Source organism: Paenibacillus sp. 32O-W (genome assembly GCF_007679495.1).
Lineage (GTDB): Bacteria > Bacillota > Bacilli > Paenibacillales > NBRC-103111 > Paenibacillus_L > Paenibacillus_L residui.
On sequence record NZ_VEGP01000035.1, the window covers coordinates 1 to 24848 of the forward strand.

A 24848-nucleotide genomic window follows, 5' to 3' on the forward strand; every position below is an offset into this window, starting at 1 on the left:
CTCCCGCAGGTCCGGATCCAATAACGGCAATATCGTACATATTCATTGGCTCCTTTCTATTTATGAACTGAGTATGGCAGTACAATCTGATTTTACCATATCTAGAATTTTTATGGTTTTTATTTCCTGAATCTTTTTGAAGATAAGCTGCACTTCTATTACCTTACCGGCTGTCTGATAATGCTCCATAAAAATGTGTTATACTGTATATGATATAAGCAATTTCGTGGAGGCTGAACCCATGCAAGATGAAGATCGCAAGGACAACGAAGCCATGCAAAACCTGCCGCGCGGCATAGCCCTCAGTTGGGGGTTGGAAAAGGAGCCTCAGCGGGGACCGAAGCGCGAGCTTAGCATCCGGAAAATTGTCGATACTGCTATCCGGATTGCGGACAAGGATGGACTATCTGCGGTTTCCATGAACCGTGTTGCGGCTTCGCTGGGGTATACGGCGATGTCCTTATACAGATACATTCCGAGCAAGGAAGATTTATTGCTCCTTATGCAGGACGCAGTGTGCGATATCCCCATTCCGCCCGAGGAGAAGGATGAGGATTGGAAAACCGGCATGCGGGAGTATGTACAAGCTTGCATCCAGATTTTGCGGGAACACCCTTGGTTTTTTGACATTCCGATTACAGGGGAACCATATACCCCCAATATCCTTCAAATTGTCGAGTGGGGACTTCGGATCATGCGTCATTGTCCGTTAAGTGATCATGAGAAGATGTCCATCGTGCTGTTGTTAAACAGTTACGCCCGATCTTGGGGAGGAATTATCCGGGATATAGATAAGGCGGTTCAAGCAGGCAGCCGTTCTGCTGCCCCAAGCACATCAGATATACATAATGCGCTTAAGTATTTAGTGACCCAAGAACAATTCCCCCAGCTTTATGCAATGGTGAAATCAGGCACGTATGCCGGGGAGAATGAGTCGGATGATGGAAGCAACGACTTCGAATTTGGATTGGAACGAATTCTGGACGGGATTGAGTACTACCTTAATCAAAGACAAGCGGAAAATGGAAAATAGACCGGCTGTCTCAAAGTGTTCACAACACCTGCAGTTTTGCTCTTCCTTTATACTATCCGGTCGGATGACCGAGGATGGGGCTTCCCCTAAACCCGGTGTTAAAAAAGACCCCGAACCCACTCCATAGTGGGATTTGAGGTCCTTTTTGCTTATTTCGGAGACGTTTCCGTTTGTTATGCGAACACTTTTGAGGCGGCCCCGCTCATACTTGATAGTTCCCACTGCAGCAAGGTCATTAACGCCGTCCTGCTCTTCGGTGAAATGCCCGGATGCTCCATACGAGAGATATAAGAATGATAAGCACGCACCATCCGATAGCCCACCAGACTTGATTGCCTATCGGGGTTCCGGTGAGCAGTCCGCGGATGGTTTCGATCACCGGAGTAATCGGCTGATGATTAGCGATCCACTGCAATCCGTCCGGCATCGTCTCCGTCGGGACGAATGCGCTGGACAGATAGGGAAGAAAGAGCAGGATGAAGCCGTAACCATTGGCGGCGGATGCGCTTCCCGCGACTAATCCGATCGCTGCATACAGCCATGTGAGCGCCAGGATAAACAATAAGATGATGGCCAGGGCGCCAATCCATTCAAGCACATTTGCGGTAGTGCGGAACCCTACGATGAAAGCAACGCCGATGACTACCAGAGTAGCAAGCAGGTTGCGCGCCAGACTTACGATAATATGTCCGGTGATGACGCCTGAGCTGCTGACCGGCATCGTCCGGAATCGGTCAATGATTCCGTTCGTCATGTCTTGGGCTACACTTACCGCCGTACCGGCCGACCCGAAGCCGGCACATAACAAAATGATGCCCGGAACGACATAATTGACATAATTGCCGCTGGCATCCAGCGCTCCGCCGAAGACGTAGCATGAGCAGGATCGGGAGCAATAGGGCCATAATCAATGCCTCAACGTCGCGCAGGGAAAGACGGAGGCTGCGTCCGATGAACACAAGATGGTCACGCCGAAAGAAGCTTTTTTGGACGGATTTATCGAAATATTCATCTTTTACACCGCCTCCTTCTTGTCCTCGGACGTCAATTCGAGAAAGACATCATCCATACTGGGCCGGCGAATGCTGATTTTGGTTGCATCAGGAACCGTACCGGCCAGCTCGCCAAGCGCCTGCATAACCCCTTGAATACTTCCGCAGGTAGGAATACTGCGGATCACTTCATCCTTGTCATTGCGCAGCTCAATCACTTCTTCGCTTACTCGGGACTTAAGCTCCTTGACCGTTCCGGAGGCTGCGACCTTCCCCTTATGAATCACCGCAATCCTATCCGCCAATTGATCGGCTTCTTCCAAATACTGTGTTGTCAGGAAAATCGTCATCCCCTGCACTTTGAGCTGCGTGATGATGTCCCATAGCGTACGCCGGCTGCTCGTATCCAGACCGGTCGTCGGTTCGTCCAAAAATAAAATAGGGCGGCTGACCACCAGGCTGATGGCGAGATCCAGGCGCCGCCGCATGCCACCTGAATAGGTTCTGACATACTTGCGGGCGGCTGCCGTCAGATCGAAGGCTTGCAGCAGCTCGTCGGCGCGGGCCCGGGATTCCGCCGCGGTCAGTCCAGAAAGTCTGCCGATCATGCGCAGATTTTCTTCTGCCGTCAGCATCTCGTCTACGGCTGCATACTGGCCGGTGAGACCGATGGACTGCTTTACGTTATTCTTTTGGGCCGTAATATCATATCCTCCCACCTTGACGGTCCCGGCGTCGGGAGCCACCAAGGTAGACAGAATATGGATGAGCGTAGTTTTGCCGGCTCCGTTAGGGCCTAGCAAGGCAAATACAGTCCCTTTCTGTACCGAAAGATCAATGCCGTCCAGAACAACCTGTTGACCGAATGCTTTACGCACCCCGACTACTTCAATAGCTAAAGAACTCATTGCGCAATCCTTTCTGTATACGTCGTATACGGTTTATAGTATAAACAGTATATGATATATACAATTAAACATCAAGCATTTTTTGTTCATTTGCAGAAACACATCCCTCCATATGTCGTTCATCCCGGCGCGCCGCGGCTTCTCATTTTCAAGTACGCAATGTCCCGTCCGGAAGAATATTAAAATATGGCTTAAATGGTTTGAATTATGACCTGCATCGGCTTCTGCAATCGGGTATTTTTCAAAATAGGAGTTCGCTCCGGCTCTTGTAGCCGGCGGCCGTCTATTAAATGGATATGGGGAGGGATTGGATATTGAAAGTATTGGCGATAGGGGCTCACCCGGATGATATTGAAATTTCCTGTGCAGGAACGCTGGCCAAGATGGTCGAGGCCGGTCATGAAGTGGTGTTGTGTCATGCCAGCGACGGGGATAAAGGTCATTACGAAATCCCTGCTTCGGAGCTGGTGCCCATTCGCCGACGAGAGGCCGAGCAGGCCGGGGCTGTCATTAACAGCCGTGTCGTTTCGCTGGGGCTCCGGGATGGGGAAATTTGGCCGGAGCAAGAGGAGATCCGTCTGAAATTCATCGACCTGATGTGCACGGTTCAACCTGATCTCGTGATCACCCATGCTCCTAACGATTATATGCCCGACCATAATGCATTAAGCCGAATCGTCTTCGATACGACGTTCCTGGCTACGCTGCCCGGTGCATCCCGACAGCACAAGCCCGCTGCGAAGGTGCCCGCATTGTATTACATGGACAATTTGTCGGGGATTGATTTTCAGCCGACTCTCTATGTGGATATTACGGCAACGTTCGGCACCAAGCTTGAAATGCTGAAGAAGCACCAGAGCCAATTGGTCTGGCTCAAAAACCATGACAACGTAGATATTCTGGACAGCGTGATGACGATGAACAAATTCCGCGGAATGCAGGCCGGCTGTGCGTATGCAGAAGGATTTATTCAGCATATGGCCTGGAGCAGGCCAAACGCTGTCCGATTTCCGGTTTGATAAGAGAACATGAGAGGAGAAGAGCGGACATGATACGTTTTGCAGTGGTGGGTACGGGATGGGTCGCGAAGGAGTATATGAAGGCGATTCGCTCGAACCGGGAGGCTGAATTGTACGCCGTGGTGACCGGCGATGCCGAACGGGCAGGGAACCGGTTGGCGGAGCTGGGAATGGAAGCGCGCATCTATACGAATTACGAAGAGATGATCAAGGAACCGAACATAGATGCCGTTATCCTATGCTCGACCCCCGATGTGCGCCCTGATCAGGCCAAGCTGGCGGCAAGGAATGGCAAGCATCTGGTGCTGGAGAAACCTTTGGCCATGAACATGGAGGCCATGAGGCAGATGGCTCCGGCGATAGAAGAGTCGGGGATAACGGCCATCGCGAGCTTCGTGCTGCGCTGGAATCCGGCCATCGAGATGATCAGAGCACTAATCCGGGATGATGCCGTCGGACGTATTTTCATGGCCCAAATCGATTATTGGAACCATATCGGCCCGCAATTTCCCCAGTACCGGTGGAGCACCAAGACAGAGCTTGGCGGCAGCAGCATGCTGTCGGCCGGATGCCATGCCGTGGATGCACTGAGATATTTTGCGGGCGATATCGTCGAAGTAACGGCCTATAGCTGTGCTACGCGTGCGGATTCCGACTACGAATTCGATCCGAATGTAATAGCTCTCTTCAAGCTGAAGAATGGCGGGATCGGCAAAGTATCCTCTTCCCTGGAGTGCAGGACGCCCTATAAATTTAACATTCACCTTCTGGGGGACAAGGGAACAATCATGAACAACCGGGTATTCAGCGACAAGTTTCCAGGACAAACGGATTTCGCCACCTTCCCGGTCGTTTTGCCGGAAAGCGGTGATGTATCGCATCAGCCTTTCGAGATGGAAATTGCTGAATTCGTGGAGGCTGTCCAAACCAAGAGACCTACCCGATGCGATTTTAAAGATGCGTACAAATCGATGGAAGTATGCTTCGCTATAGACCGGTCCATCGCTACGGACGAGAAAATTTCGCTCGAAGCTTGAGTCCCCTTGGCCTTGCTTGCTCTTACGGTTACCCTTGGGTAAAATGAGACGCAATATCGTCTGTGTTGATATACGTTTCCCGGTATTGGCTCGGCGTCATTCCCCGCAGTTTCCTGAACACGCGGGTGAAGCTGCGATAAGAATCGAAGCCGACCTCCACCGCAACGTCGGCGACAGGCATATCTGTGGAAGATAGCAAACTGAGAGCGCTGCCAATTCGGATCTTATGCATATAATCCACAAACCCTTCCCCGCACAGCTTCTTGAGACCCTGACTTATGTAAGGAGGGCTTAAGTTGAATTTCTTGGACAATGTTTCCAGAGTAAGCTTCTCGGCGTAGTGGGTGTGGATGTATTGAATAACGTTCTCCAGCCTTTTCTGTGAATCATGCGCAGGCCTGAATTCATCCTGGGCCGCAGGCTGCAATTCGCGGGCGAACTGAAGCAGCGCTTCCAGCAATTTGACACGGATGAAAGTGAATTTGCCGAAGTTGGAGCCGGTATATTCCCGGACGATCGAGGAGAAGATGCTGTTCATCTGTTCGATTTGTTCATTCTTGAAGTCGACGAAGGACGGGAGGTCGACCCCCGAACGCAGCAATCTGCCCACCAGCTCGAAGTCGAAGCGGGAGCCGAACAGGACGCTGATGTCGAACATGCAGCAATAGACCCGCAGCGGAGAGGCAGGATTGCCTTGAATCTCGTGAATATGGTGCGGGAGCAGGAAGGAGGCCGTTCCCGGCTGAAGGGTATGTTTCTTTCCGTTGATGATCTCGATGCCACTGCCTTCGACTACGTATAAGAGCTCCACGTAATCGTGGTGATGCATGTTGATGAGGAAATCAATCGTAATTTCCAATATGTAGAATGGCAGTTGGCCTCTCTTGACATTGGCGACGGTGATGGTGTCGTGATATTCAGGAAACATTCCCATCGGAAAAATCTTCCCTTCTCCCAAAGATTAAAATGTGACTTATGCTATTTGGCTAATGACCTATCCCGTAGTTACATCTATAGTACCTTACATATTAGAAAAGAAAAAGAATATGATTAAGGAGAAGATGGGACATGGATAAGGAAAAACTGGCAATTGACGGGGGCGTGCCCGTAAGGCAAGGAGGCTGGAAAGCCAGATGGCCCGTATTTGACGATTTGGAAAGAAAAATGATTATGGAAGTATTGGAATCGGGCAATTGGGGAGGTATTTTTGAATACGGTTCCATGCACGGCAAACTGCTGAATATGGAGAGGAAATTCGCTCAACTTCAGGAGGCCAATCATGCGATCGCTCTGGTTAACGGGACCGTCGCCATTTCGGTAGCGCTTCAGGCATGCGGAGTGAAGCCGGGAGATGAAGTGATCGTACCTCCCTATACGTTCGTCGCTACCGCCTCGGCACCGCTCGCTATCGGCGCCATTCCGGTATTCGTAGATGTCGAGGAGAATACTCTGCTCCTCGATCCTGACAAGATCGAAGCCGCCATCACCCCGCGCACCAAGGCGATCGTTCCGGTACATATCGCAGGCGGCCCGGCCAATATGACCCGCATTGTAGAGATCGCCAAGAAGCATAATCTTGTCGTGGTGGAGGATGCCGCTCAAGCCATTGGGGCGAAGTGGGACGGGCGCTGTGTCGGGACGCTCGGCGATATGGGGACGTTCAGTCTGCAATCGAGCAAAAACTTGAACTCCGGAGAAGGCGGGGTCATCACGACGAATGACGAACAACTGCTGATCAATGCGTGGTCGCTGATTAACGTCGGCAGAATCCCGGGAGGCAAGTGGTACCAGCATGAAAGAATCGGCCAAAACTACCGGATGACGGAATTCCAGGCCGCGCTTGTCCTTGCGCAAATGACCCGCCTGGAGGAGCAGATGAGAACAAGGGAAGCCAATGTAAAGATTCTGGATGGGCTTCTTTCCGAGATAGACGGCATTAAGCTGTTGACCAGGGATCCGAGAGTGACGAGACATGCCAATCACTTGTATATGTTCAAGCTGGATTCCGATTTCGCGAGCGGCATCGATAAGGACGATTTTATTAACAAGGTGAATGCGGAGGGCATCTTCGTCCTGACCGGCTATAACTCATTGAATACCAACGAGGCCATCAAGCAGGCATCCAAGGAGTTAAGCGGGCGGGATCATGAGTATTCCTGTCCTGTAAGCGAAAGAGCTTGCGAGAAAGAGGCGCTGTGGCTGACACAGGTTACACTGCTCGAAGATGAGCAGGCCATGCATGATATTGCGAAAGCTCTTGAGAAAGTCATTAAATCTTATTCCTAATCCTATACGAATGATTTCATCTGAGGCCAGTGATGCAAACGAACCGGTTTGATATTCACTTGCCTCATCCGAAGATAAGCGCATCATCCGGCTCAATTTTGGTGATATATCGAGAACCCTTAAATAAACCGATACCGTCTAATGAAATATTATCCCGATCCTCCCGTATGACCGGGACGACGGGGTCGATGCCGTCATCTAGAAAATCCCTGGTAAATTCATATAATGTCACTTTAGGTATTGCGTGCTCCTTCGCTTCTTTTGTTAATAATCGATCAATGTATTGATCCGTACGCGGGTGCTGCTTGAAATCTTTGGCCAGCAGGCTGCTTGCACTCCCATTGACTATTGCTATTTTGGCATGTGGTGAAACGGAAGGGTCTCTGCTAAATGTATCAAACTGGTCCCACAACCCCCGTTTCGCCAGCGACACACCGAATATCAGATTTCGTAATTGTCCGTTCACTAAGGTCAGGCTTGTCTGTCTGGCAAACTCAACTTTGGCCTCTTTACTGCTTTTCGCTTCAGTGGTTAACACTTTCCTCTGAGTTTTAACCCCCGGTTCCGTAATCGGGACGCTATTGGATATAAGGAATTGCCCATTCGGTAACAAATCGAAGCTTTCCGTCTCGATGAATCCTACTTTTTCCCAAATACGCTGGTCTCCGCATCCGGTAAGAACGGCTACCAGAAGTATCATTAGGCCAAACCATTTTTTAACCATCTGCCACTTCACCTTTCTTACGCTGTAGAAGTAGTACGAGAATGACAATGATAGGGAAGCCGAATGCTACACCGATTTGGATATGTCCCAACGTCTGAAGCCATTGCCTAACTTCGTTCATGACATCGGGAATAAATCCGACGAAATAAACAAACGTCAGGATGATAATCTCAAGCACTCCCGGTTTCGTCTTGGGGAATATACGCCGGGAGGCTTCTTTGGCCGCCCAAACATACATGACTGTAGAAAATAAGGTCGTAAACATAAAGAATCCGTAAAATAAATTTTCTACACGCTGCACAAACGGGAGCCTTATGTAAGACATAATGTCAATGACGGGATATTGGATCGTTTTTAATTGATCAACACTATAGAAACCGAAGCAAACAAAACAAGTAATTAAATAGACGAATGTGATCATTATGTTGGCGATGAACACCGCCTTTATAAACTTTGTTTTTCGGTCCGTATAGGGGAAAATAAAAAGACTCAGTTCGTACCCGAGGTAACCGAAGAAAAGATTCAGACTTCCCGAGAGTATGCTCTCCCCGCCCTTAAATACAAAAGGGGTCAATCTGGCCCATTCGAAATCTCCCAAGAAGAAAAGTAACAACAGCAGCATCCATATGATGAGCCAGAAAAAAATAGTCGCGGCTTTAGCAATCACGTAAATTCCCTTACTAATTAATAACAAAGCAAGAATATCCATTAATAATTTCAAGGCCATTGGTGGGGTAGTAGGAAAAGAGAACATTTGAAAAATTAACACGTACTGTTTGGTTGTCAGGCATCCAAGCATAGCCCACAGAAAAGCTAATGCCAAATAAACCGGAAAGAGGACGAGCTTCGGAACGGATTGCTCCAAAATGTCGTATACCGATCTGCTTCCGCCAAGCCGGTGAACTATCCATATGAGCAATATGTTGACGGATACTATAAAGGAAACAAGGAAAATCCCAAGCCATCCGTTCGTTCCAAAATAATTTGCCAATAGGTTCGGCATACCCAAGATAGCGACGCCTGATTGGAACATATAGATTAAGATGGTTGCGTGAAAAAAGCTCAGCTTCTCTTTCACTTTGGAATTACCTCATTTCCGCATTTGTTACGCACTTTATTCGGCGAATCGGATTGTGTCGGTCTTCGTTTAATAACCCAGAACGGAGCTCGAACGAATACATCCTTCCAATCCGTTATTTGAAATGGCGCGACCGGTGTAACATAGGAAGTACCCAAGCTTGTCAGTCCGCTTAAATGGATAACAATGTAGGCAATGCCTAACGCCAGTCCGAAATTTCCCAACATTCCGGCCAACAGGATTAAACCGAAGCGAATCAAACGAATAGAGGCGCTCATGACATAACTCGGGATGACAAAGGAGGCGATGGCGGAAGACGCGACAGCGATCACTAAAATATTGCTTGTAAAGCCCGCTTGAACCGCCGATTGTCCGATAACGATTCCCCCTACAATTCCGATCGTCTGACCGATTTTGGTAGGCAGACGTGCCCCCGCTTCCCGTAGTAGCTCAATCGTCGTTTCCATCAGTAAAGCTTCGATCAATGGCGGAAACGGTACCTTGCTTCTTGATTCTGTCAGAGACAGCAGCAAATTTTCCGGAATCATTTCATAATGGAAGGTGGTGACGGATACATACAATGCCGTGAATGTAATTGTAATGAGAAATGAGACATATCTTAGCAGCCGGGTGGCGGTGCCAATGACCCATCGCTGATAATAATCGTCCGAAGAAGTAAAGAATTCGAAAAAGGAGGTTGGTGCACTGATAACCGAAGGGCTGCCATCTATAAAGCAGAGAACTCTGCCGTCAGTCAATTTGGATACGGCCGCATCGGGGCGTTCCGTCGTCAGAAACTGCGGGAAGATGGAATTCGGATTATCATCGATCACTTGAATCAACATATTAGTATCATAAATAGCATCGGTTTCGATGTTTATAAGTCTGTCGGTCAGTTCCCGGACATAGTCCATATTTGCAATATCTTTGATGTAAAGGACATAGGCTTCCGTTTTGGTAATTTCGCCTACGGTTACTTTAATGACTTTGAGGTGAGAGCTTTTTAAACGGGAACGGATTAGAGAAAGATTCGACTCGGCCTTCTCGGTAAAGGCATCATGCGGACCGGTAATCACCGTTTCCGTTTCGGATTGTTCAATCGAACGTGCGGCAGGGCAGTATACATCAATCAGATAACAGTTCTCGTTATGAAAGAGAGCGACATTCCCGGTGAGTATACCTGTAATCAGTTCTTTAGAATCGCCGGTTAGTTTAAACTGGGAGCGTTGAAGGATTTGAGGAACATCAGATATGGAAGATACGCCCATAAGTGGAGTAATTACATCGCGATTTAATTTTTCGTCATCTACCAGATGTCCGAAAAAAAGAATGACGACGCCGATTTCCGGATAAGTTCGGGAAACCAAATCCGTACAATCTGCAAATTCATCAAGTGTGTGCTGAAGGGTTGCTTTAGTGTCGGGCTGAATGTCAATCGATTCTTCGGATTCCTTATGCTGCAAGGATTTATAAAATCGTTTAAATAAACGAGATCGCATTTCGGCCATTCCACCTTAAACTGATAGTCGCATTTGCATACCTTATTATTCATACTGACGAGGAACCTCATGCACTATTTACCTAATTCTGTTATCATTGCGGAGTCCGAACGGTGAGATTGCGGAAGTATTGAAACGATGGTTTTATCTAGATGTTTGACATATTGTAAGAAGAAGCAACTGTGTTTGAGCAAAAAATAATCGTTTTCATCATTATTAGAGCCGAAGATCTATTTCTATTTGAGCTTCGGCTCAATTCGTTCGTTCTGGATAAACTCCCTTAACATCCGTAATTTATGGCCGTCAACGTAATCGAGCGAACTCAGCAGGCGCCGCCGGAATCCGGTAACTTCTATTAGCAATTGGCTTTCAAATCGCTGCTGTAGGAGCAGTCTGCTTCACCCTCAAAGCTCGTCAAACTAGTCCGCATAAATGGCCAAGTCTCTACATAGACATGTATCAGTGAAATCGCAAAGGCTTGCGAAAGCTGGGCTGGTTAACAAACCTTGAGGAGAGAGGGATGATGGGAATGCGACGGGTCACGTGGATGGCAGCCATCGTATTGGCAATTGCAGTCATTTTATCCGGATGCGGCGCTAAGGATGCCGGAGCTGTAGTCAAGGAACTGAACGAAGTCGTCAGCAAGATGGAGAGCTATCAGGGAGTGGGCCGGATGACGCTGCATACGGGGCAGGTGCCCCAGGAATACCAGGTCGAAGTCTGGTTCAAGAAACCGCACTATTACCGAATTTCTTTAACTAACGACAAGAAGGATATTACCCAAATTGTTTTGCGAAATGATGAAGGGGTGTATGTGCTGACTCCTCATTTGAATAAAAGCTTCCGCTTCCAGAGCAATTGGCCGGACAATCAAGGGCAGGCTTATCTGTTCCAGTCGATTGCGGACAGCATCCTGACAGATAAGGATCGTCAGTTTACGGCCGAAGAGAATGCATATGTCTTTGATGTACTGGCCAACTACCAGAATGCGTCCCTGGTGAGGCAGAAGATATGGCTCGACAAGAAGACGCTTCAGCCGCAGAACGTGCAGGTGACCGATGCCGGCAATAACGTCATGGTGTCAATGGAGTTCAGCCATTTCGAGTTTAATAAACAATTCGATAAAGACTCCTTCGATATGCAGAGAAATATGACGGCATCGATGCTGCCGACTGCTCCGACGATGCTTCCGAAAGAGGGACAATCGCCCGCAGCAGAAGGTGAGCAGACAGATGGAGGCAAGCAGCAGGCTTCGGCAGAAGGTGAGCAGACAGATGGAGATAAGCAGCAGGCTTCGGCAGAAGGCGAGCAGACGGATGGAGATAAGCAGCGGGCCTCTGCTGAAGGCGAGCAGACGGATGGAGGCAAGGGGCAGGTCTCTGCAGAAGGCGAGCAGTCGGACGGAGCCAAGGGGCAGGCCTCGGCTGAAGCCGGGCAGACGGACGGAGATAAGCAGCAACCACTGGTATTTATTGATCCCGCCTACATGCCGGAGGGAGTTACCCAATCGGAGGTAACCGAGGTGAAGCTTGGAGACGGCAAGGGACTGCTGCAAAGATATTCCGGCACTTATCATTATACTTTGCTGCAATCCAAGCCGGTGGACCGCTCCGTCTCCGTCCTGCCCGCAACCTTGGTGGACCTGGGCTATACCTTTGCGGTGATGACGGGAGAGGACAAGAAAACGCTGATATGGACATACGATGGCGTAGAGTTCCGTTTATCCTCCGGCGATCTTCCTGCTGAGGAAATGGTTGCCATTGCCCAATCCGTCCAGGATCAGTCGGCAAAATAGAGCCCGACGATTCATTGACAGCATACCCAGAAGCGTTTAACATTAAAGCTATTAGCACCAGAAACGCCGGTACCGAGGGGTTACTAGAGAAGTTTAGGCTTCTTAAGTATCCCCTTACGCTGTAAAAGTAGGTGGAAGGCTTGGATTCGTTTTATCGTCCGACATGGATAGAGATTTCATTGGACGCGCTTCGTCACAACCTGAATGCCTTCCGCAGCCTGTTGGACCCGTCTATACAAATGATGGCGGTGATCAAAGCGGATGCTTACGGCCACGGAGCCGTTGAAATAGCCAAGGAAGCATCGGCTTGCGGTGTTAAATATTTGGCGGTGGCATTCCTGGATGAAGCGTTGGAATTGAGAAAAGCAGGGATTGAAGACCCGATCCTGATACTGGGTCACACTCCTGCGCAGGGGATTCCCCTTGCTCTGGAGAACGGAATTACGCTGAACGTGTACAATGAAGAGAATTTGCAGGCGGTGGCCGAACTGGCCGGCGAGAAGCATCCGGCCAAGATTCACATCAAGATTGACAGCGGTATGGGGAGGCTGGGCCTGCATCAGGAGGAACAAGCGATAGCGTTCATCGAACGGGCGCTCCGAACTCCGGGAGTGATCGTGGAGGGCTTGTTTACTCATTATGCCAGCGCAGATGAGGAAGATAAGACGTACACGAGGATGCAGTACAGCCGGTTTGACAGAATCGTTCAATACTTTGCCAAGCGCGGTATCAGATTTCCCTATTTGCACGCCGGGAACAGCGCTGCGGCCATCGATCTGCCGGAGCTTACCTATAATATGGTGAGACTGGGGATTGCGATGTACGGGATTTACCCTTCGGCTCAAGTTAATCAGAAGAAGATTCTGCTGGAGCCGGTTATGAGCTTCAAGACGAAGATTGTCATGGTTAAATCGATGCCGGCTAATGAAGGGATCAGTTACGGTGTGGTGTATAGAACCCGACAGGACGGGGAGAGGATAGCTACCTTGCCGGTCGGTTATGCCGACGGTTACTCCCGAATGTTGACGGGCCGGGCGCGGGTGCTGGTGAAGGGACAGAGTGTTCCCGTCGTCGGTACGATATGTATGGACCAATGCATGATTAATGTGACGGATCTTCCCGAAGCGGCCTGTGGTGATGAAGTGGTGCTTTTTGGAAGGCAGCAAGATGCAATTATTCCCGTAGAGGAAATTGCAGCAACGCTCGGCACGATTCCCTATGAGATCGTCTGCATGATCTCGCACCGGGTTCCCAAAGTATACGTTAGCCACGGCAAGGTTCAGAACACTTTGAATCTGCTGCGGCATTATTGACAGGACTATGGAATAACTCGCCACGATCTTTATCATTTGTATAACATAATTGATATATCTTGCGCATATATTTTTTCTTGTATTAAATTGCTTGAAATCCGCTATAATGGTAATATTGGTTGAGTAATGTTTGGGGGTGCGAGTTCTTTGTCCAGTGCGAACACGAAAAGGATCATGATCAGTTTGCCTGACCAGCTTTTGCGGGAAGTGGACGGGATTGTGGAACTGGAAAAATCTAATCGAAGCGAGCTGATTCGGCAAGCGATGAAGCTTTATCTAATGGAGCGCAAAAAAAGGCACCTGCGCGAATCTATGCAGCGCGGCTATATGGAAATGGCCAAAATCAATCTCAACATTGCTTCCGAGTCCTTTCAAGCAGAGGAAGATGCGGGAAGCACATTAGACCGCTTAGTTAGCGGGGTGTAGATGTTGATAGTTAAGCGTGGCGATGTTTTTTTTGCTGAACTCTCTCCGGTCGTGGGATCGGAGCAAGGAGGAGTTCGTCCGGTTCTTGTCATTCAGAATGATATAGGCAACCGGTTCAGTCCGACTGTCATTATAGCGGCCATAACGGCCCAAATTCAGAAGGCGAAGCTGCCCACTCATGTCGAGATAGATGCCAAGACACATGGCTTTGACCGCGATTCGGTCATCCTGCTGGAGCAGATCCGTACCATCGACAAGCAGAGGCTGACTGATAAAATCACTCATCTGGACGATGAAACGATGCGCAAGGTAGACGATGCCTTGCAAATTAGCGTCGGACTGATTGACTTTTAAATTAAACAACCAGGTGTACGAGCAGCGGAGCGGGGGAGCTAATATCCCCCTTTTTTTATGCGGTTGGGGATTTGCTCGGAAAAACTGGGGAATATTCTATGGACTAAACACCTTGTCGAGGCTGTCGATTTAATGTGGAAAAGGGCGTACAACTGGTTAATTGTAATAGTACTAGTACTAGTAATAGTAATAGTAATAGTAATAGTAATAGCAAAGTTCGTGCAGCATCAATGAAACTGGTAATGGATTACTGCGAAAATGTAACGGACCTGAGAGACCCTATTTTGTCAAATTAGGCGGTTTTTTTAGACTAACGGACACAGATGCGCTTATTTCATAGATTTCTCCTGCTTTCGCGTATGTTTCTTGGGAATAAGGTCGTCTCAGTCCGTTAAAGTTAACGAAAGGCCCTTCTGGAGCGATTAAGGTCTCTAGGGTCCGTTATAACCAAACCGTGCAGGTTTCTCACATGATCTTAGTTATACGCCATTGATAGACAGCCTCTTGTTGTCATTTTGTTCATTCAATGCTGCTTATCTTACCATTAGCCATGCCTTTTTCCATAATTAACGGCCACGAAAGCTGTAACCACTCTCGGTTACTTACACCTGCATTTTGGTCATTTCCCCTGTTGGACAACTAATAGACAAAGGATGGATGCTACGGATGGCAAATGTTGAAGAACAAACCGTCGCTGTCGAGGTGACGGAGGAACAGAAGGCAGCGACGCGGGAACGGATTCTCAAGCAGATCGCCAGCGAACTGCAGCTTCCTCCGGGCAAGGTCAGGACAACGGTGGAGCTGATGGATGAAGGGAACACGATTCCTTTTATCGCTCGTTATCGTAAAGAAATGACCGGGGAGATGGATGAGAACACTCTTCGCAATATAGAAGAACGGCTTCAGTATTTAAGAAGTCTCGAGGATCGCAAGCTGGAAGTGATCCGCCTGATTGACGAGCAGGGCAAGCTGACTCCGGAGCTCAGGGCCGACATCGAGAAATCCGTCAAGCTGCAGGAAGTCGAGGATTTATACCGCCCTTACCGCCAGAAGAGGAAGACGAGAGCGAGCATCGCCAAGGAAAGAGGGCTCGAGCCTCTAGCGGAATGGATATTGCAGCAGCCTAAGCAGGGCGATCTGATGGCAGAGGCAGGTAAATATATCCAACCTGATAAAGAAGTCCATACCGCGGAGGAAGCTCTGCAGGGTGCTATGGACATTATCGCCGAGAGAATGGCTGATGATCCGAAAATACGGGCTTGGGTCAGGAAGTTCGTCTGGGAGGAAGGAACGGTCATAACCAAAGCCAAGGATCCGGAGCAGGAATCGGTCTATGAAATGTATTACGATTACCAGGAGCCGGTACGCAAGCTCCCTCCTCATCGCGTCTTGGCGATTAATCGGGGAGAGCGTGAAGAGGTGCTGAAGGTATCCATTGATGTCGCGGCGGAGAAAATCCATCAATACATGTCCAGACAGTATATTAAGCATTGGGGTTCAATTGTTGCCGATACGTTGACTGCTATTGTGGAGGACGCCTATAAGCGGCTGATCGCCCCCGCGGTGGAAAGGGAAATTCGCAATCAGCTGACGGAGATGGCGGAGGAACACGCGATCCAAATATTTGCCGAAAATCTGCGGAACTTGCTGCTGCAGCCTCCGGTGAAGGGGAAGGTGGTTCTCGGTGTTGACCCGGCATACCGGACAGGCTGTAAGCTCGCGGTAGTCGATGAAACCGGCAAGGTATTGGATATCGCGGTGACTTATCCTACCCCTCCGCACAATAAAGTGGCGGAGGCCCGCTCCATCTTCCAACAGCTGGTAGACAAGCATAAAGTGGAGCTGATCGTGATCGGCAACGGGACGGCTTCCCGGGAAACCGAGCAGTTTGTTGCCGATTTTATCCAATCTGCCGGCAAGGGGCAGCTTCAGTATATTATCGTGAGCGAGGCCGGAGCGAGTGTCTACTCCGCCTCCAAGCTGGCGCAAACCGAGTTCCCGGAACTGGACGTTGCCGAGAGAAGCGCCATTTCCATTGCGCGCCGCATGCAGGACCCTCTGGCGGAGCTGGTCAAGATCGATCCCAAGTCGATCGGAGTGGGTCAATACCAGCATGACGTCACGCAGAAAAGGCTGGAGGAAAGCCTGTCGGCTGTGGTGGAATCCGCAGTTAACCATGTCGGTGTGGATTTGAATACGGCTTCTCCGTCGCTGTTGTCTTATGTGGCCGGGGTCAACGGTACCATTGCCAAAAATATCGTCAAATTCCGGGAGGAGAACGGCAAGTTTACGAACCGGAAGCAGCTGCAGAAGGTTCCCAGGCTGGGTGCCAAAACGTATGAGCAGTGTGTCGGCTTTATGCGGATAAGCGATGGGGAGAATCCGCTTGACCAAACTCCTATTCACCCGGAATCCTATGGAGTGGTGGATCAGTTGTTCCGTGAATTGGGCCTGGAGCTGAACGCCCTGGGTCAGCAGGAGCTGAAGGACAAGCTGGCGGGCCTAGATCCCGATCAAATCGCTCCCAAGCTGGGAGTTGGGGGGCCTACTCTCCGGGACATTCTGGACAGTCTGCAGAGACCGGGCAGGGATCCGAGGGAAGAGCTTCCGCCGCCAATCTTCAGGACGGATGTGCTTCAGCTTGAGGATTTGGTTCCCGGCATGGAATTGCAGGGAACCGTCCGGAACGTGATTGACTTCGGAGCCTTTATCGACATCGGGGTCAAGAATGACGGTCTCGTTCACATCTCCCAGCTAAGCGACCGGTATGTCAAGCATCCTATGGACGTTGTCTCCGTAGGAGATACGGTTACGGTTTGGGTCCTTAGTGTGGATGTCAAAAAGGGCCGAGTCAGTCTGACGATGAAAAATCCGCATCGGCAGGATAAATAAAATCAAGGAGCAGTCCGGAAATCGATTAACGGACTGCTCCTTGTTTTAGATTCGAATGGATCCCCATTCGAAAAATGTCATATTGGGATTACCCTTCAGGATTGCTCCTTCACTTCATTTTGCTTGGTCCGATAGAAGAACCAGCAATCATTAAGCAACTTGACTTGCCTGCGGTTTTTGTTGTGGAAAGCCCTCATCAGTTGAAGGCATAGCCATTGCGGCATGCATCCCGCCCCTTCCTGCTGAAATCGCCTGCTTAATTTACCATATGGGCAAATCGGCGATTTTGTGCAGGTCCACGAAGTATTGAACGGGCTGTTGTGCGACCTGTTCCCGCCTATTGATCGGCCTCTTCCTCATACCACTGCTCCAGTTGGGCCTGCAGCGCACGAATTTCCGTAAGCAGCGAAATGAGCGGGTAGGAGTTCTCTTCAATAGCGGCAAAAGCACTCTCCAGCCGGTTGATATATTCCAATCCTCCGGTGACCGGATATTGCTCATCTACCAATTCCAAATCATCACATTCCGCAATCAGATAGGGAAGCCGTGGAACATTGCCTGCCGTCAGCTTGTCCAGTTCCTTGTGAAGTCTTCGGTTCAACGCTGTCAATTGGTACATATGAGTGGACGGCATCTCCACAAACTCCAGATGATCCCCCAGCTTGAGTATTCCAAATCGCATTTTGGCCATACGGTCCGTTATCCTCTCTTTCTCTTCGCTTGCGCGTGAAGGACGGTTAAACCATAACGTCTCCGCCTTTACGTCTTTCGTGTCGAATAAATAAAGATAAGTTCTTTTTGTTTCGTGCAAAATAGTTTCCAATGTCGAAAAAGTTAAGAGCCGTTTTCCGCATCCTCAATTACACAAGTTTCTACTTGACAGTGTACTTAAGATGCGGTACAAATTCAAGAGAATGTCGGCGAAATCCGGGCCACTGATTTATAACCTATCGCTGTCGGGGCTGAACGCCGATCAATAGTATTCCCCCGCCGGTCAATTGGTGAGCTGAGCGTAAGGATTTCTAATTAGATGCGTGAAGGGGAGGTCCGGCAGCGGCGCTGGATCCATGTTATGCAGGAGAAGGAGCGAGAGGTCATGAGCAACGAGGAATTACAGCAGTGGGTCGAACAAATCTCGTTGAGATCTTTTGGAAGGCCGTTTCTTCACCGGGCCACCTTCAATTCCCGGCTTCGCTCTACGGGAGGAAGATATTTCATGAAGACCCACCATATTGAAATAAGCCGCAAGCATTATGAGACGTTCGGGGCAGACGAAGTGGAGAAAATTATTAAGCACGAGCTTTGCCATTATCATTTGCATTTGCAGCGCAAAGGATACAAGCACCGTGACGCTGATTTCAAAACCTTGTTGAAAGAGGTGGGGGGAACCCGCTTCTGTCAGGCTTTGCCCGGCAGACAAAGCAAGGAGCCCTACCGTTATCGGCTGGTATGCGGCTCCTGCCAAATGGAATATTTGCGCAAACGCAAGGTAGACCCTCGTAAATATGTTTGCGGGAAATGCAGGGGGAAGCTACGGCTGCTTGCTTTGGATAAGAACGAGGAATTAAGGTGATTATATACAGAAAGGGCGGGTTTCGGCAGGATTTTTTCTAACGGTAGTCCTTCTCGAAGGACTTGACTAAATGGAAACTTCATGATAAATTTAAAGATGTCGCTTTACATTCCCTGATAGCTCAGTTGGTAGAGCACTCGGCTGTTAACCGAGTTGTCACAGGTTCGAGTCCTGTTCGGGGAGCCATGGAGAGATACCCAAGTGGCTATAAGGGGACCCTCTGCTAAGGGGTTAGACTGCGTAAGCGGTGCGAGGGTTCGAATCCCTCTCTCTCCGCCATACATAAGCGACCGGGACCGCGGTATGCGGTCTTTTTTGTTTAGTTGATGATGGCATTAAAATCCAAAATAAATTATATGAAAAAAAGCTTGTCAAAGGTATGAATATCCGTTATAATAACTCTTGTCGCTTTAAGGAGCGCCCTTAAAGTAATCAAGTTTTGGCCCGTTGGTCAAGTGGTTAAGACACCGCCCTTTCACGGCGGTAACACGGGTTCGAATCCCGTACGGGTCACCATTTATCTTTTCCGTTTGTCACTGATTTGCAACTGCACTGGGCTAACGGACATAGAACTGCATGAGAGCCATTAGCTCAGTCGGTAGAGCACCTGACTTTTAATCAGGGTGTCGGAGGTTCGAGTCCTCCATGGCTCACCATTGCTTCTCATTGGCAATTCGTGGTAATATAATCACATACGCGGTCGTGGTGGAATGGCAGACACGCTATCTTGAGGGGGTAGTGGGCGTACGCCCGTGGAGGTTCGAGTCCTCTCGACCGCATAGAAAGTAAAAGCACCGAAAGCCCTTAATGTATAAGGGCTTTTTGTTTTTTCTATATATAAATTTTTTTGTATCAAATATGTCAGTCTTTACTTGGTGCCATTTCAAACCTGCTTATATAGGCTTTTTCCAACTACCTTGAAAATCCGTCTATTTTACCGTCTGCAGGCATCGTTGCAAGCGGAGCGGTACGTCTAACTGTATTTTGTACAGGTAGATTCAAGCGAATGGGCGAAAATGATCAAACTAACTGGATAAACTACAGTTAAAATGGGCAACTTTGGGCGAAACGGCTGTTTTGGCGCAAACTAACTGTAGGTTTTCCAGTTAATTTCCATATTTCTTCCGAATATAGAAATCTAACTGTATGAAATCCATTAAGTTTTCAAATTTCACACTATTGAAGCCATTCAACTCTATTCTACCTTGAAAATCCATCCATTTTCATCATCTGATGGTGCCGCGGTCAGCGGCATAGGGGTCTAAATGAAAATGGCGATGCCTTTTTCTTTCATTGGATTTAAAATTTCAACGTCACACATGCTGATATATGTAATAGATTTCAGGTTGATTAAGTGCTCAAAGCCACCGACATGTGTAATATCAAAAAAATCATCCTCACCATCCCAATCAGGCTGAATGAGATGGTATATTTCATTTCCTCCATCCAAACACAGCTCCGTGACTTTATCCAAATCCTCCTTTTCAAGTTCCAGGGCTGAGAAGTACTGTAACAGTTCGTCGATAGGGCCAGAATCATCCGCATACCATTCATACTTTTCTGTATATATCTCCTTTAATTGTTCAAGCTCCTGTCTAAATTTCGGATCTAGATCAAGCAACGCATCAATGACCACCAATTTAAAATTAAAATCTTGAAACATACCCGTAAGATCAACATGCTTTCCCATTTTCCATCTCCATTCTTATTTCACACTTGCTAACATAGTTTTTCGTTCTTTCAGCATTTGAGCATAATCAACACCTCAATCTGCGTGCCTTGACTTAGTAACCACATCCTAATTCCCTGTTCGAATACATCGGCTTCAAATCTAATTCCTTCGTCATTCAGGCTTAGCACTCTTATATTGGGCAACCGATCATAAACGGCTTCCAGATTATTCATTATTTTAGCAGATGCATCCAATTCGTGGTAGAACAGTAGCCTACTTAATCTGAGCGGTATTTCTCCACAGTCCCCAATTGGCCGCATTTGGCAAAAAAAGCCCCGCTTGGCCGTTTGGCTGAGCGGGGTAGTTCTTTTGATCATCTTTTTCTTCTCTTCGACCTACGACTGGATACTGTGCAAAATTCGTCCCTAAATATTGGCGTAACGATACGGTGGGGGATAGGTACACAATGATGTTTTCTTATAATCTCGACTGGCTGAATGACTTGTACGATCTGAGGGTGAAACACATTTTCAAATACTCTTACAGGTGGATCGACTACTGTCCTTGTCGGACATTGAGGACAACGCATAGGCTTCTTCTCCCTTCCAAAAAGATAATATTATTCTATGCCGGTAACAATTAATCTGCTTGTTCTACTGCCTTATCCAAAGATTAATAGCGAGAAAAGTATAAACAAAAACCCCGCCTTAATCGAACTATACCTTTTAATTCACTTTATATGAGTGTTTTGGTCATTATAAAATCCAGTTGTTCTTCATCCCCCATATAAAAAGAATGGGCTCCGGTTTGAACAAACCCCATTTTCTTATAAAAAGCAATAGCATTTTCATTTCTTTCCCATACGCCTAGCCAGATTGTCTTTTTATTATGTTCCGCCGCAATTTCCATAGCTTTATTAAGCAGATATTGACCAAGCCCAAGTTTTTGAAATTTCTTCTTTACATAAATTCTCTCGATTTCAAGGGTTTCATCACCCATTTTTTCAGATTGAGCATCATCCGTGTTGACCTTTAAATATCCAGCGACTTCATTATTCGAATAAATAAAAAAGAATTGCGAAAAACGATTGGATAATTCCTTTTCTAATTGCTTTAAGTTAAATGCCCTTTCCAAATAGGCCTTCATATTTTCGGGTGAGTTCTGGTGCTTAAAGGCTTCGTTAAATGTTTCATAGCTAATTTCTTGAAGCTTGCGTAAATCTTCGAGGGTACACTTTTTTATAGTTATGGTCATTTAAATATTTCGCCCCTTTGTATAATCAATAATTTCTCTTGTTTCCCTTTTTAACAAATTCCCAGTCTTTTCCTATATTTTTTCTTACTCTTTGAAGAAGACGGAGAATGGTTTCTGCTTCTCTTTCGGAAAATCCCTGTAATGCAACGGTGTTGGAATAATCATTCTCTCTTTTTATAAAAGGGTAAACATTTTTCCCTTTCTCTGTTGGAAAAAGTTTTTTAATTTTTTTGTTATGTGTATCTTCTTTCTTTTCAATAAAGCCGTTAATTTCAAGTTTTTTTATAGCACGGGCTGCTGTTGTTCGATCTACCTTTATCATCTCGGCTAACTTTTCTTGAATGATTCCCGATTGTTCACATATTCGGACCAGGTACAAATACTGCCCTCTTGTAAGGTCACACTCTTTAAATTCTATATTGCTTATAGAATCTAGTGCCCTTGCAATCATTCCTATTTCACGGAGAATATCCTTCATAATTAACTCCTTAGTCTGCGTTATTGTTGCAAATGCAATAAAAATGCGTACATTGAATTTACCTGAAATTTGTTGCATTTGCAACAAAAAACGATGATGATGTCAAGCTCCGTTGATGGACAACTCGTCGTAAGTAGATAGCGGATTAATAATTTAGGATTGACATCGTAAAGAATCCAATTTGGCCGGATAGATATTTTGTTAAACAATGCGGGAATCTCGACTACCAGCCTTATTCAAGACATGTCCGTTGAAACTTGGGATAGAATGATCGATGTGAATTTAAGAAGCGTGTTCCTGACAACAAGATATACCGTGCCTTATATGATCCGACAAAAATCAGGGAGAATCATTAACATAGCCTCCCAATTAGGTCAGAAAGGCGGGGTGAAGCATGCTCATTACGCCGCTGCTAAGGCGGGGGTCATCGCCTTTACGAAGTCGATCGCTCTGGAGCTCGGTTCGTATGGAATAACGGCCAACTGCATCGCGCCCGGTCCAATTGAGACCCAGTTGATGGCTACAGTAGATGAAGAGTGGAAACGGCAGAAAAAATCCGAACTTGCCCTGCCGCGATTCGGGCAAGTGGAGGAGGTTGTTCCTACAGCTATCTTCCTCGCTTCCGATCCGGATGGAAATATTTATACCGGTCAAACACTTGGGCCCAATAGCGGCGATGTCATGCTGTAAACAGAGAGTTATAATGAAGAAATCAATTATCTAAAGGAGACTAAGAACTATGAATATTGAACAAAAGCTTATCGACATGGGGCTGCAGCTGCCAGTAAAGAAGGCGAAAGATGCTCCGTTCGCCGCTTTCTCGACGGTGGGGAATTTAATTTTCTTGTCGGGCCAGACGCCTTCGGTTGACGGTTCGATGGCTTACAAAGGAATTGTCGGCGCAGATGTGAGCATTGAACAAGCCAAGGAATCGGCGGTCGTCTGTACATTAAATTTATTGGCCGCACTGAAGCAGGCGACGGGAGATCTGGCGAAAGTCAAACGGGTTGTGAAATTGAACGGCTATGTGGCGTCTTCTCCGGATTTCACGAAACACCCGGAAGTGATCAATGCGTCGTCCGAATTGTTGAACAGGCTTTTTGACGAGGCTCCCAAACATGCCAGAGCTGCGATCGGGGTCTCCTCCTTGCCTGGAGGGGCGCCTGTAGAGATCGAAATGATAGTGGAAATTAGCGAATAGGAACGTTTTATCGGTATTAAATTGGAACGAAGCCGGAACTGCAGATGATCGTGTCTTGGGCTAGACGATCGGGTAGTTACCGGCTTTTTTTATGAAGAGGGATGAATGACTGCCGGCTAATCTTGTGTTAGAATAAAAAATAATTAAGAATAAAAAAATTTTTGTATGGGACGGGATGAAATTGGAAAGCATGAAAAATGAAATAGAGTTATTTTCCTCGATTGCCAAAGCCATCACCAAACATTTCGGGGAAAAGTGCGAGGTTGTTTTTCACGACTTGACGGACGGATATGAAAGCACGATCGCAGTTATTGAAAACGGGCATGTTACCGGGAGAAAGGTCGGTGATTGCGGGAGCAACCTCGGTCTTGAAGTGCTGCGTGGAACGGTGGAGGATGGGGACAAATACAATTATATTACGCAGACGAAGGACGGGAGGATTTTAAGATCTACTTCTATCTATTTGAAAAACAAGGAAAATGAAACGATCGGAGCCCTATGTATTAATTTGGACATCTCCGAGTTTCTGATGGCTGAGCAAACGATTAAGTCCATTACGATGCACAGCTTCGAAAATGAAGTGAAAGAAACGTTTGTTAATGATGTAAATGAGCTTCTTGATTTTCTGCTGCAGGAATGCCAGAATGAAATTGGCAAAGCCGTTTCGCACATGACCAAGGAAGATAAGCAGAGGGCTGTGGAATTCCTCGATCAGAAGGGAGCCTTCCTGATCAAGAAGTCCGGCGATAAAGTATGCCAGTTTTTGGATATATCCAAGTTTACGCTCTATAACTATTTGGATACCATCCGGGGAGAACAGCAAAGAAAGTCTAATCCGACAAAGTTGTTCTAACGGTTAGAATGAAGGATAAGCAGAACAGCAAAAACCGCAAACGCCGGATCATTCGATGCTGACGCTGCGGTTCCAATCTGTATAGAATTACATTTGGGAAATGTCATCACACACGGTTCAGTCTCTGGAAGGATCAGACATAAACCAAGAAATATATGAGCATCTTGTGCAGACGAGAATAGCCGCATTTCGGTTAGCCCAATCGATTCCGAAGAAGGTGGCCCCCCTCGAGTTTAGCTGCCGATAATCTTTGTCGAAGGTATCGTTCCGGCAGCAGGGACAGAGGATAGGCGTATTGTTGACTTTATATCTCATAAGTACCCCTCCAGTCATTTTCGTCATTATTTATTGAAGAATGCTATAGTTTACATTACGTTCCGCCATCCATCAGGTTCCAAAACATCTAAGGCTCCCCATAACTTTTCGGGGAGCCTCTTTAATGCCTGGCTTATCTGTTTGAG

The 24848-nt window shown here is 47.6% G+C and carries 26 protein-coding genes and 5 tRNA genes; 18 read left to right on the forward strand and 13 right to left on the reverse strand.

The annotated features are described in order from the left end of the window. Positions 1-241 precede the first annotated feature (241 nt). The gene (locus FS806_RS14690; RefSeq protein WP_144937927.1) at positions 242-1033 is read left to right on the forward strand and encodes a TetR/AcrR family transcriptional regulator; all 792 of its coding nucleotides are present in this window, start codon (positions 242-244) and stop codon (positions 1031-1033) included. Positions 1034-1268: 235 nt separating this feature from the next. On the opposite strand, the gene FS806_RS14695 is transcribed toward FS806_RS14690, so the two are convergent. Both FS806_RS14695 and FS806_RS14700 read right to left on the reverse strand, forming a co-directional pair. Then, the gene (locus tag FS806_RS14695) at positions 1269-1889 is read right to left on the reverse strand and encodes an ABC transporter permease (RefSeq protein WP_313960590.1); all 621 of its coding nucleotides are present in this window, start codon (positions 1887-1889) and stop codon (positions 1269-1271) included. A 159-nt stretch (positions 1890-2048) separates the two neighbouring features. Further along, positions 2049-2933 carry an ATP-binding cassette domain-containing protein gene (locus tag FS806_RS14700; RefSeq protein WP_144937929.1) on the reverse strand — a complete coding sequence of 295 codons (885 nt, stop codon included), beginning with the start codon at positions 2931-2933 and terminating at the stop codon, positions 2049-2051. A gap of 314 nt (positions 2934-3247) precedes the next feature. Between FS806_RS14700 and FS806_RS14705 the strand changes: the two genes are divergently transcribed. Both FS806_RS14705 and FS806_RS14710 read left to right on the forward strand, forming a co-directional pair. Beyond that, positions 3248-3952 carry a PIG-L deacetylase family protein gene (locus FS806_RS14705; protein WP_186328372.1) on the forward strand — a complete coding sequence of 235 codons (705 nt, stop codon included), beginning with the start codon at positions 3248-3250 and terminating at the stop codon, positions 3950-3952. A 29-nt stretch (positions 3953-3981) separates the two neighbouring features. Then, a complete protein-coding gene (locus tag FS806_RS14710) occupies positions 3982-4989 on the forward strand; it encodes a Gfo/Idh/MocA family protein (RefSeq protein WP_144937933.1) in 1008 nt (335 codons plus the stop codon). 28 nt (positions 4990-5017) lie between these two features. Here FS806_RS14710 and FS806_RS14715 read toward each other — a convergent pair whose 3' ends face one another. Next, entirely contained in the window at positions 5018-5923 is a 906-nt protein-coding gene (locus FS806_RS14715; protein ID WP_144937937.1) for an AraC family transcriptional regulator, read from the reverse strand. A gap of 134 nt (positions 5924-6057) precedes the next feature. Here FS806_RS14715 and FS806_RS14720 point away from each other — a divergent pair, with 134 nt between their 5' ends. Continuing rightward, the gene (locus FS806_RS14720) at positions 6058-7275 is read left to right on the forward strand and encodes a DegT/DnrJ/EryC1/StrS family aminotransferase (RefSeq protein ID WP_144937940.1); all 1218 of its coding nucleotides are present in this window, start codon (positions 6058-6060) and stop codon (positions 7273-7275) included. A gap of 64 nt (positions 7276-7339) precedes the next feature. On the opposite strand, the gene FS806_RS14725 is transcribed toward FS806_RS14720, so the two are convergent. From FS806_RS14725 to FS806_RS14735, 3 genes are read right to left on the reverse strand one after another with little or no spacing between them, the layout of a single operon-like run. Then, positions 7340-7999 (reverse strand): Ger(x)C family spore germination protein, encoded by a 660-nt coding sequence (locus FS806_RS14725; protein ID WP_144937943.1) that lies wholly within the window; start codon positions 7997-7999, stop codon positions 7340-7342. Continuing rightward, positions 7992-9032 (reverse strand): GerAB/ArcD/ProY family transporter, encoded by a 1041-nt coding sequence (locus FS806_RS14730; RefSeq protein WP_260982102.1) that lies wholly within the window; start codon positions 9030-9032, stop codon positions 7992-7994. The genes FS806_RS14725 and FS806_RS14730 overlap by 8 nt, the downstream gene beginning before the upstream one ends. Positions 9033-9073: 41 nt before the next feature. Continuing rightward, complete coding sequence (locus FS806_RS14735) at positions 9074-10576, reverse strand: spore germination protein (protein WP_144937949.1); 1503 nt, start codon at positions 10574-10576, stop codon at positions 9074-9076. 520 nt (positions 10577-11096) lie between these two features. On the opposite strand from FS806_RS14735, the gene FS806_RS14740 reads away from it, so the two are divergent. The 5 genes from FS806_RS14740 to FS806_RS14760 all read left to right on the forward strand — a co-directional run bounded on the left by FS806_RS14740 (position 11097) and on the right by FS806_RS14760 (position 17356). Continuing rightward, entirely contained in the window at positions 11097-12371 is a 1275-nt protein-coding gene (locus tag FS806_RS14740) for an outer membrane lipoprotein-sorting protein (RefSeq protein ID WP_313960588.1), read from the forward strand. 140 nt (positions 12372-12511) lie between these two features. Continuing rightward, on the forward strand, positions 12512-13684 hold the full coding sequence (gene alr, locus FS806_RS14745; RefSeq protein ID WP_144937951.1) for an alanine racemase: 1173 nt from the start codon (positions 12512-12514) through the stop codon (positions 13682-13684). Between the two features lie 126 nt (positions 13685-13810). Further along, positions 13811-14110 (forward strand): CopG family ribbon-helix-helix protein, encoded by a 300-nt coding sequence (locus FS806_RS14750; protein WP_144937955.1) that lies wholly within the window; start codon positions 13811-13813, stop codon positions 14108-14110. Between the two features lie 3 nt (positions 14111-14113). Further along, the gene (locus FS806_RS14755) at positions 14114-14464 is read left to right on the forward strand and encodes a type II toxin-antitoxin system PemK/MazF family toxin (RefSeq protein ID WP_010276580.1); all 351 of its coding nucleotides are present in this window, start codon (positions 14114-14116) and stop codon (positions 14462-14464) included. Positions 14465-15130: 666 nt separating this feature from the next. Continuing rightward, positions 15131-17356 carry a Tex family protein gene (locus FS806_RS14760; RefSeq protein ID WP_144937958.1) on the forward strand — a complete coding sequence of 742 codons (2226 nt, stop codon included), beginning with the start codon at positions 15131-15133 and terminating at the stop codon, positions 17354-17356. A 95-nt stretch (positions 17357-17451) separates the two neighbouring features. Here FS806_RS14760 and cmpA read toward each other — a convergent pair whose 3' ends face one another. Then, positions 17452-17580 (reverse strand): cortex morphogenetic protein CmpA, encoded by a 129-nt coding sequence (cmpA, locus tag FS806_RS14765; protein WP_144937961.1) that lies wholly within the window; start codon positions 17578-17580, stop codon positions 17452-17454. A 113-nt stretch (positions 17581-17693) separates the two neighbouring features. After that, a complete protein-coding gene (locus FS806_RS14770) occupies positions 17694-18047 on the reverse strand; it encodes a hydrolase/acyltransferase (protein ID WP_144938045.1) in 354 nt (117 codons plus the stop codon). Positions 18048-18452: 405 nt separating this feature from the next. Between FS806_RS14770 and FS806_RS14775 the strand changes: the two genes are divergently transcribed. The 6 genes from FS806_RS14775 to FS806_RS14800 all read left to right on the forward strand — a co-directional run bounded on the left by FS806_RS14775 (position 18453) and on the right by FS806_RS14800 (position 19708). Next, the gene (locus FS806_RS14775; RefSeq protein WP_144938047.1) at positions 18453-18929 is read left to right on the forward strand and encodes a SprT family protein; all 477 of its coding nucleotides are present in this window, start codon (positions 18453-18455) and stop codon (positions 18927-18929) included. A 110-nt stretch (positions 18930-19039) separates the two neighbouring features. After that, a tRNA-Asn gene (locus FS806_RS14780) sits at positions 19040-19115 on the forward strand. Position 19116: 1 nt separating this feature from the next. Continuing rightward, a tRNA-Ser gene (locus tag FS806_RS14785) sits at positions 19117-19208 on the forward strand. A gap of 162 nt (positions 19209-19370) precedes the next feature. Then, a tRNA-Glu gene (locus FS806_RS14790) sits at positions 19371-19445 on the forward strand. Positions 19446-19509: 64 nt separating this feature from the next. Continuing rightward, a tRNA-Lys gene (locus FS806_RS14795) sits at positions 19510-19585 on the forward strand. Positions 19586-19625: 40 nt separating this feature from the next. Then, positions 19626-19708 (forward strand) — tRNA-Leu (locus FS806_RS14800). Between the two features lie 482 nt (positions 19709-20190). Here the strand turns inward: FS806_RS14800 and FS806_RS14805 are convergent. The 4 genes from FS806_RS14805 to FS806_RS14825 form a co-directional block, all read right to left on the reverse strand. Further along, positions 20191-20619, reverse strand: a complete 429-nt coding sequence (locus tag FS806_RS14805; RefSeq protein WP_144937964.1) for a DUF6892 domain-containing protein — start codon at positions 20617-20619, stop codon at positions 20191-20193. Between the two features lie 50 nt (positions 20620-20669). Next, positions 20670-20978: a hypothetical protein gene (locus FS806_RS14810; protein ID WP_144937967.1), complete on the reverse strand. Its 309-nt coding sequence runs from the start codon at positions 20976-20978 to the stop codon at positions 20670-20672. Between the two features lie 358 nt (positions 20979-21336). Next, positions 21337-21855: a spermidine/spermine N(1)-acetyltransferase gene (paiA, locus tag FS806_RS14820; RefSeq protein ID WP_144937973.1), complete on the reverse strand. Its 519-nt coding sequence runs from the start codon at positions 21853-21855 to the stop codon at positions 21337-21339. Between the two features lie 25 nt (positions 21856-21880). Next, complete coding sequence (locus tag FS806_RS14825) at positions 21881-22333, reverse strand: MarR family winged helix-turn-helix transcriptional regulator (protein WP_144937976.1); 453 nt, start codon at positions 22331-22333, stop codon at positions 21881-21883. A 189-nt stretch (positions 22334-22522) separates the two neighbouring features. On the opposite strand from FS806_RS14825, the gene FS806_RS14830 reads away from it, so the two are divergent. The 3 genes from FS806_RS14830 to FS806_RS14840 all read left to right on the forward strand — a co-directional run bounded on the left by FS806_RS14830 (position 22523) and on the right by FS806_RS14840 (position 24387). Further along, positions 22523-23023 (forward strand): SDR family oxidoreductase, encoded by a 501-nt coding sequence (locus FS806_RS14830; protein WP_225312576.1) that lies wholly within the window; start codon positions 22523-22525, stop codon positions 23021-23023. A gap of 49 nt (positions 23024-23072) precedes the next feature. Then, a complete protein-coding gene (locus tag FS806_RS14835; protein ID WP_144937982.1) occupies positions 23073-23534 on the forward strand; it encodes a RidA family protein in 462 nt (153 codons plus the stop codon). A gap of 190 nt (positions 23535-23724) precedes the next feature. Beyond that, complete coding sequence (locus FS806_RS14840; RefSeq protein ID WP_313960589.1) at positions 23725-24387, forward strand: helix-turn-helix transcriptional regulator; 663 nt, start codon at positions 23725-23727, stop codon at positions 24385-24387. 117 nt (positions 24388-24504) lie between these two features. Here FS806_RS14840 and FS806_RS14845 read toward each other — a convergent pair whose 3' ends face one another. Beyond that, entirely contained in the window at positions 24505-24702 is a 198-nt protein-coding gene (locus FS806_RS14845) for a hypothetical protein (protein ID WP_144937989.1), read from the reverse strand. Positions 24703-24848 lie beyond the last annotated feature (146 nt).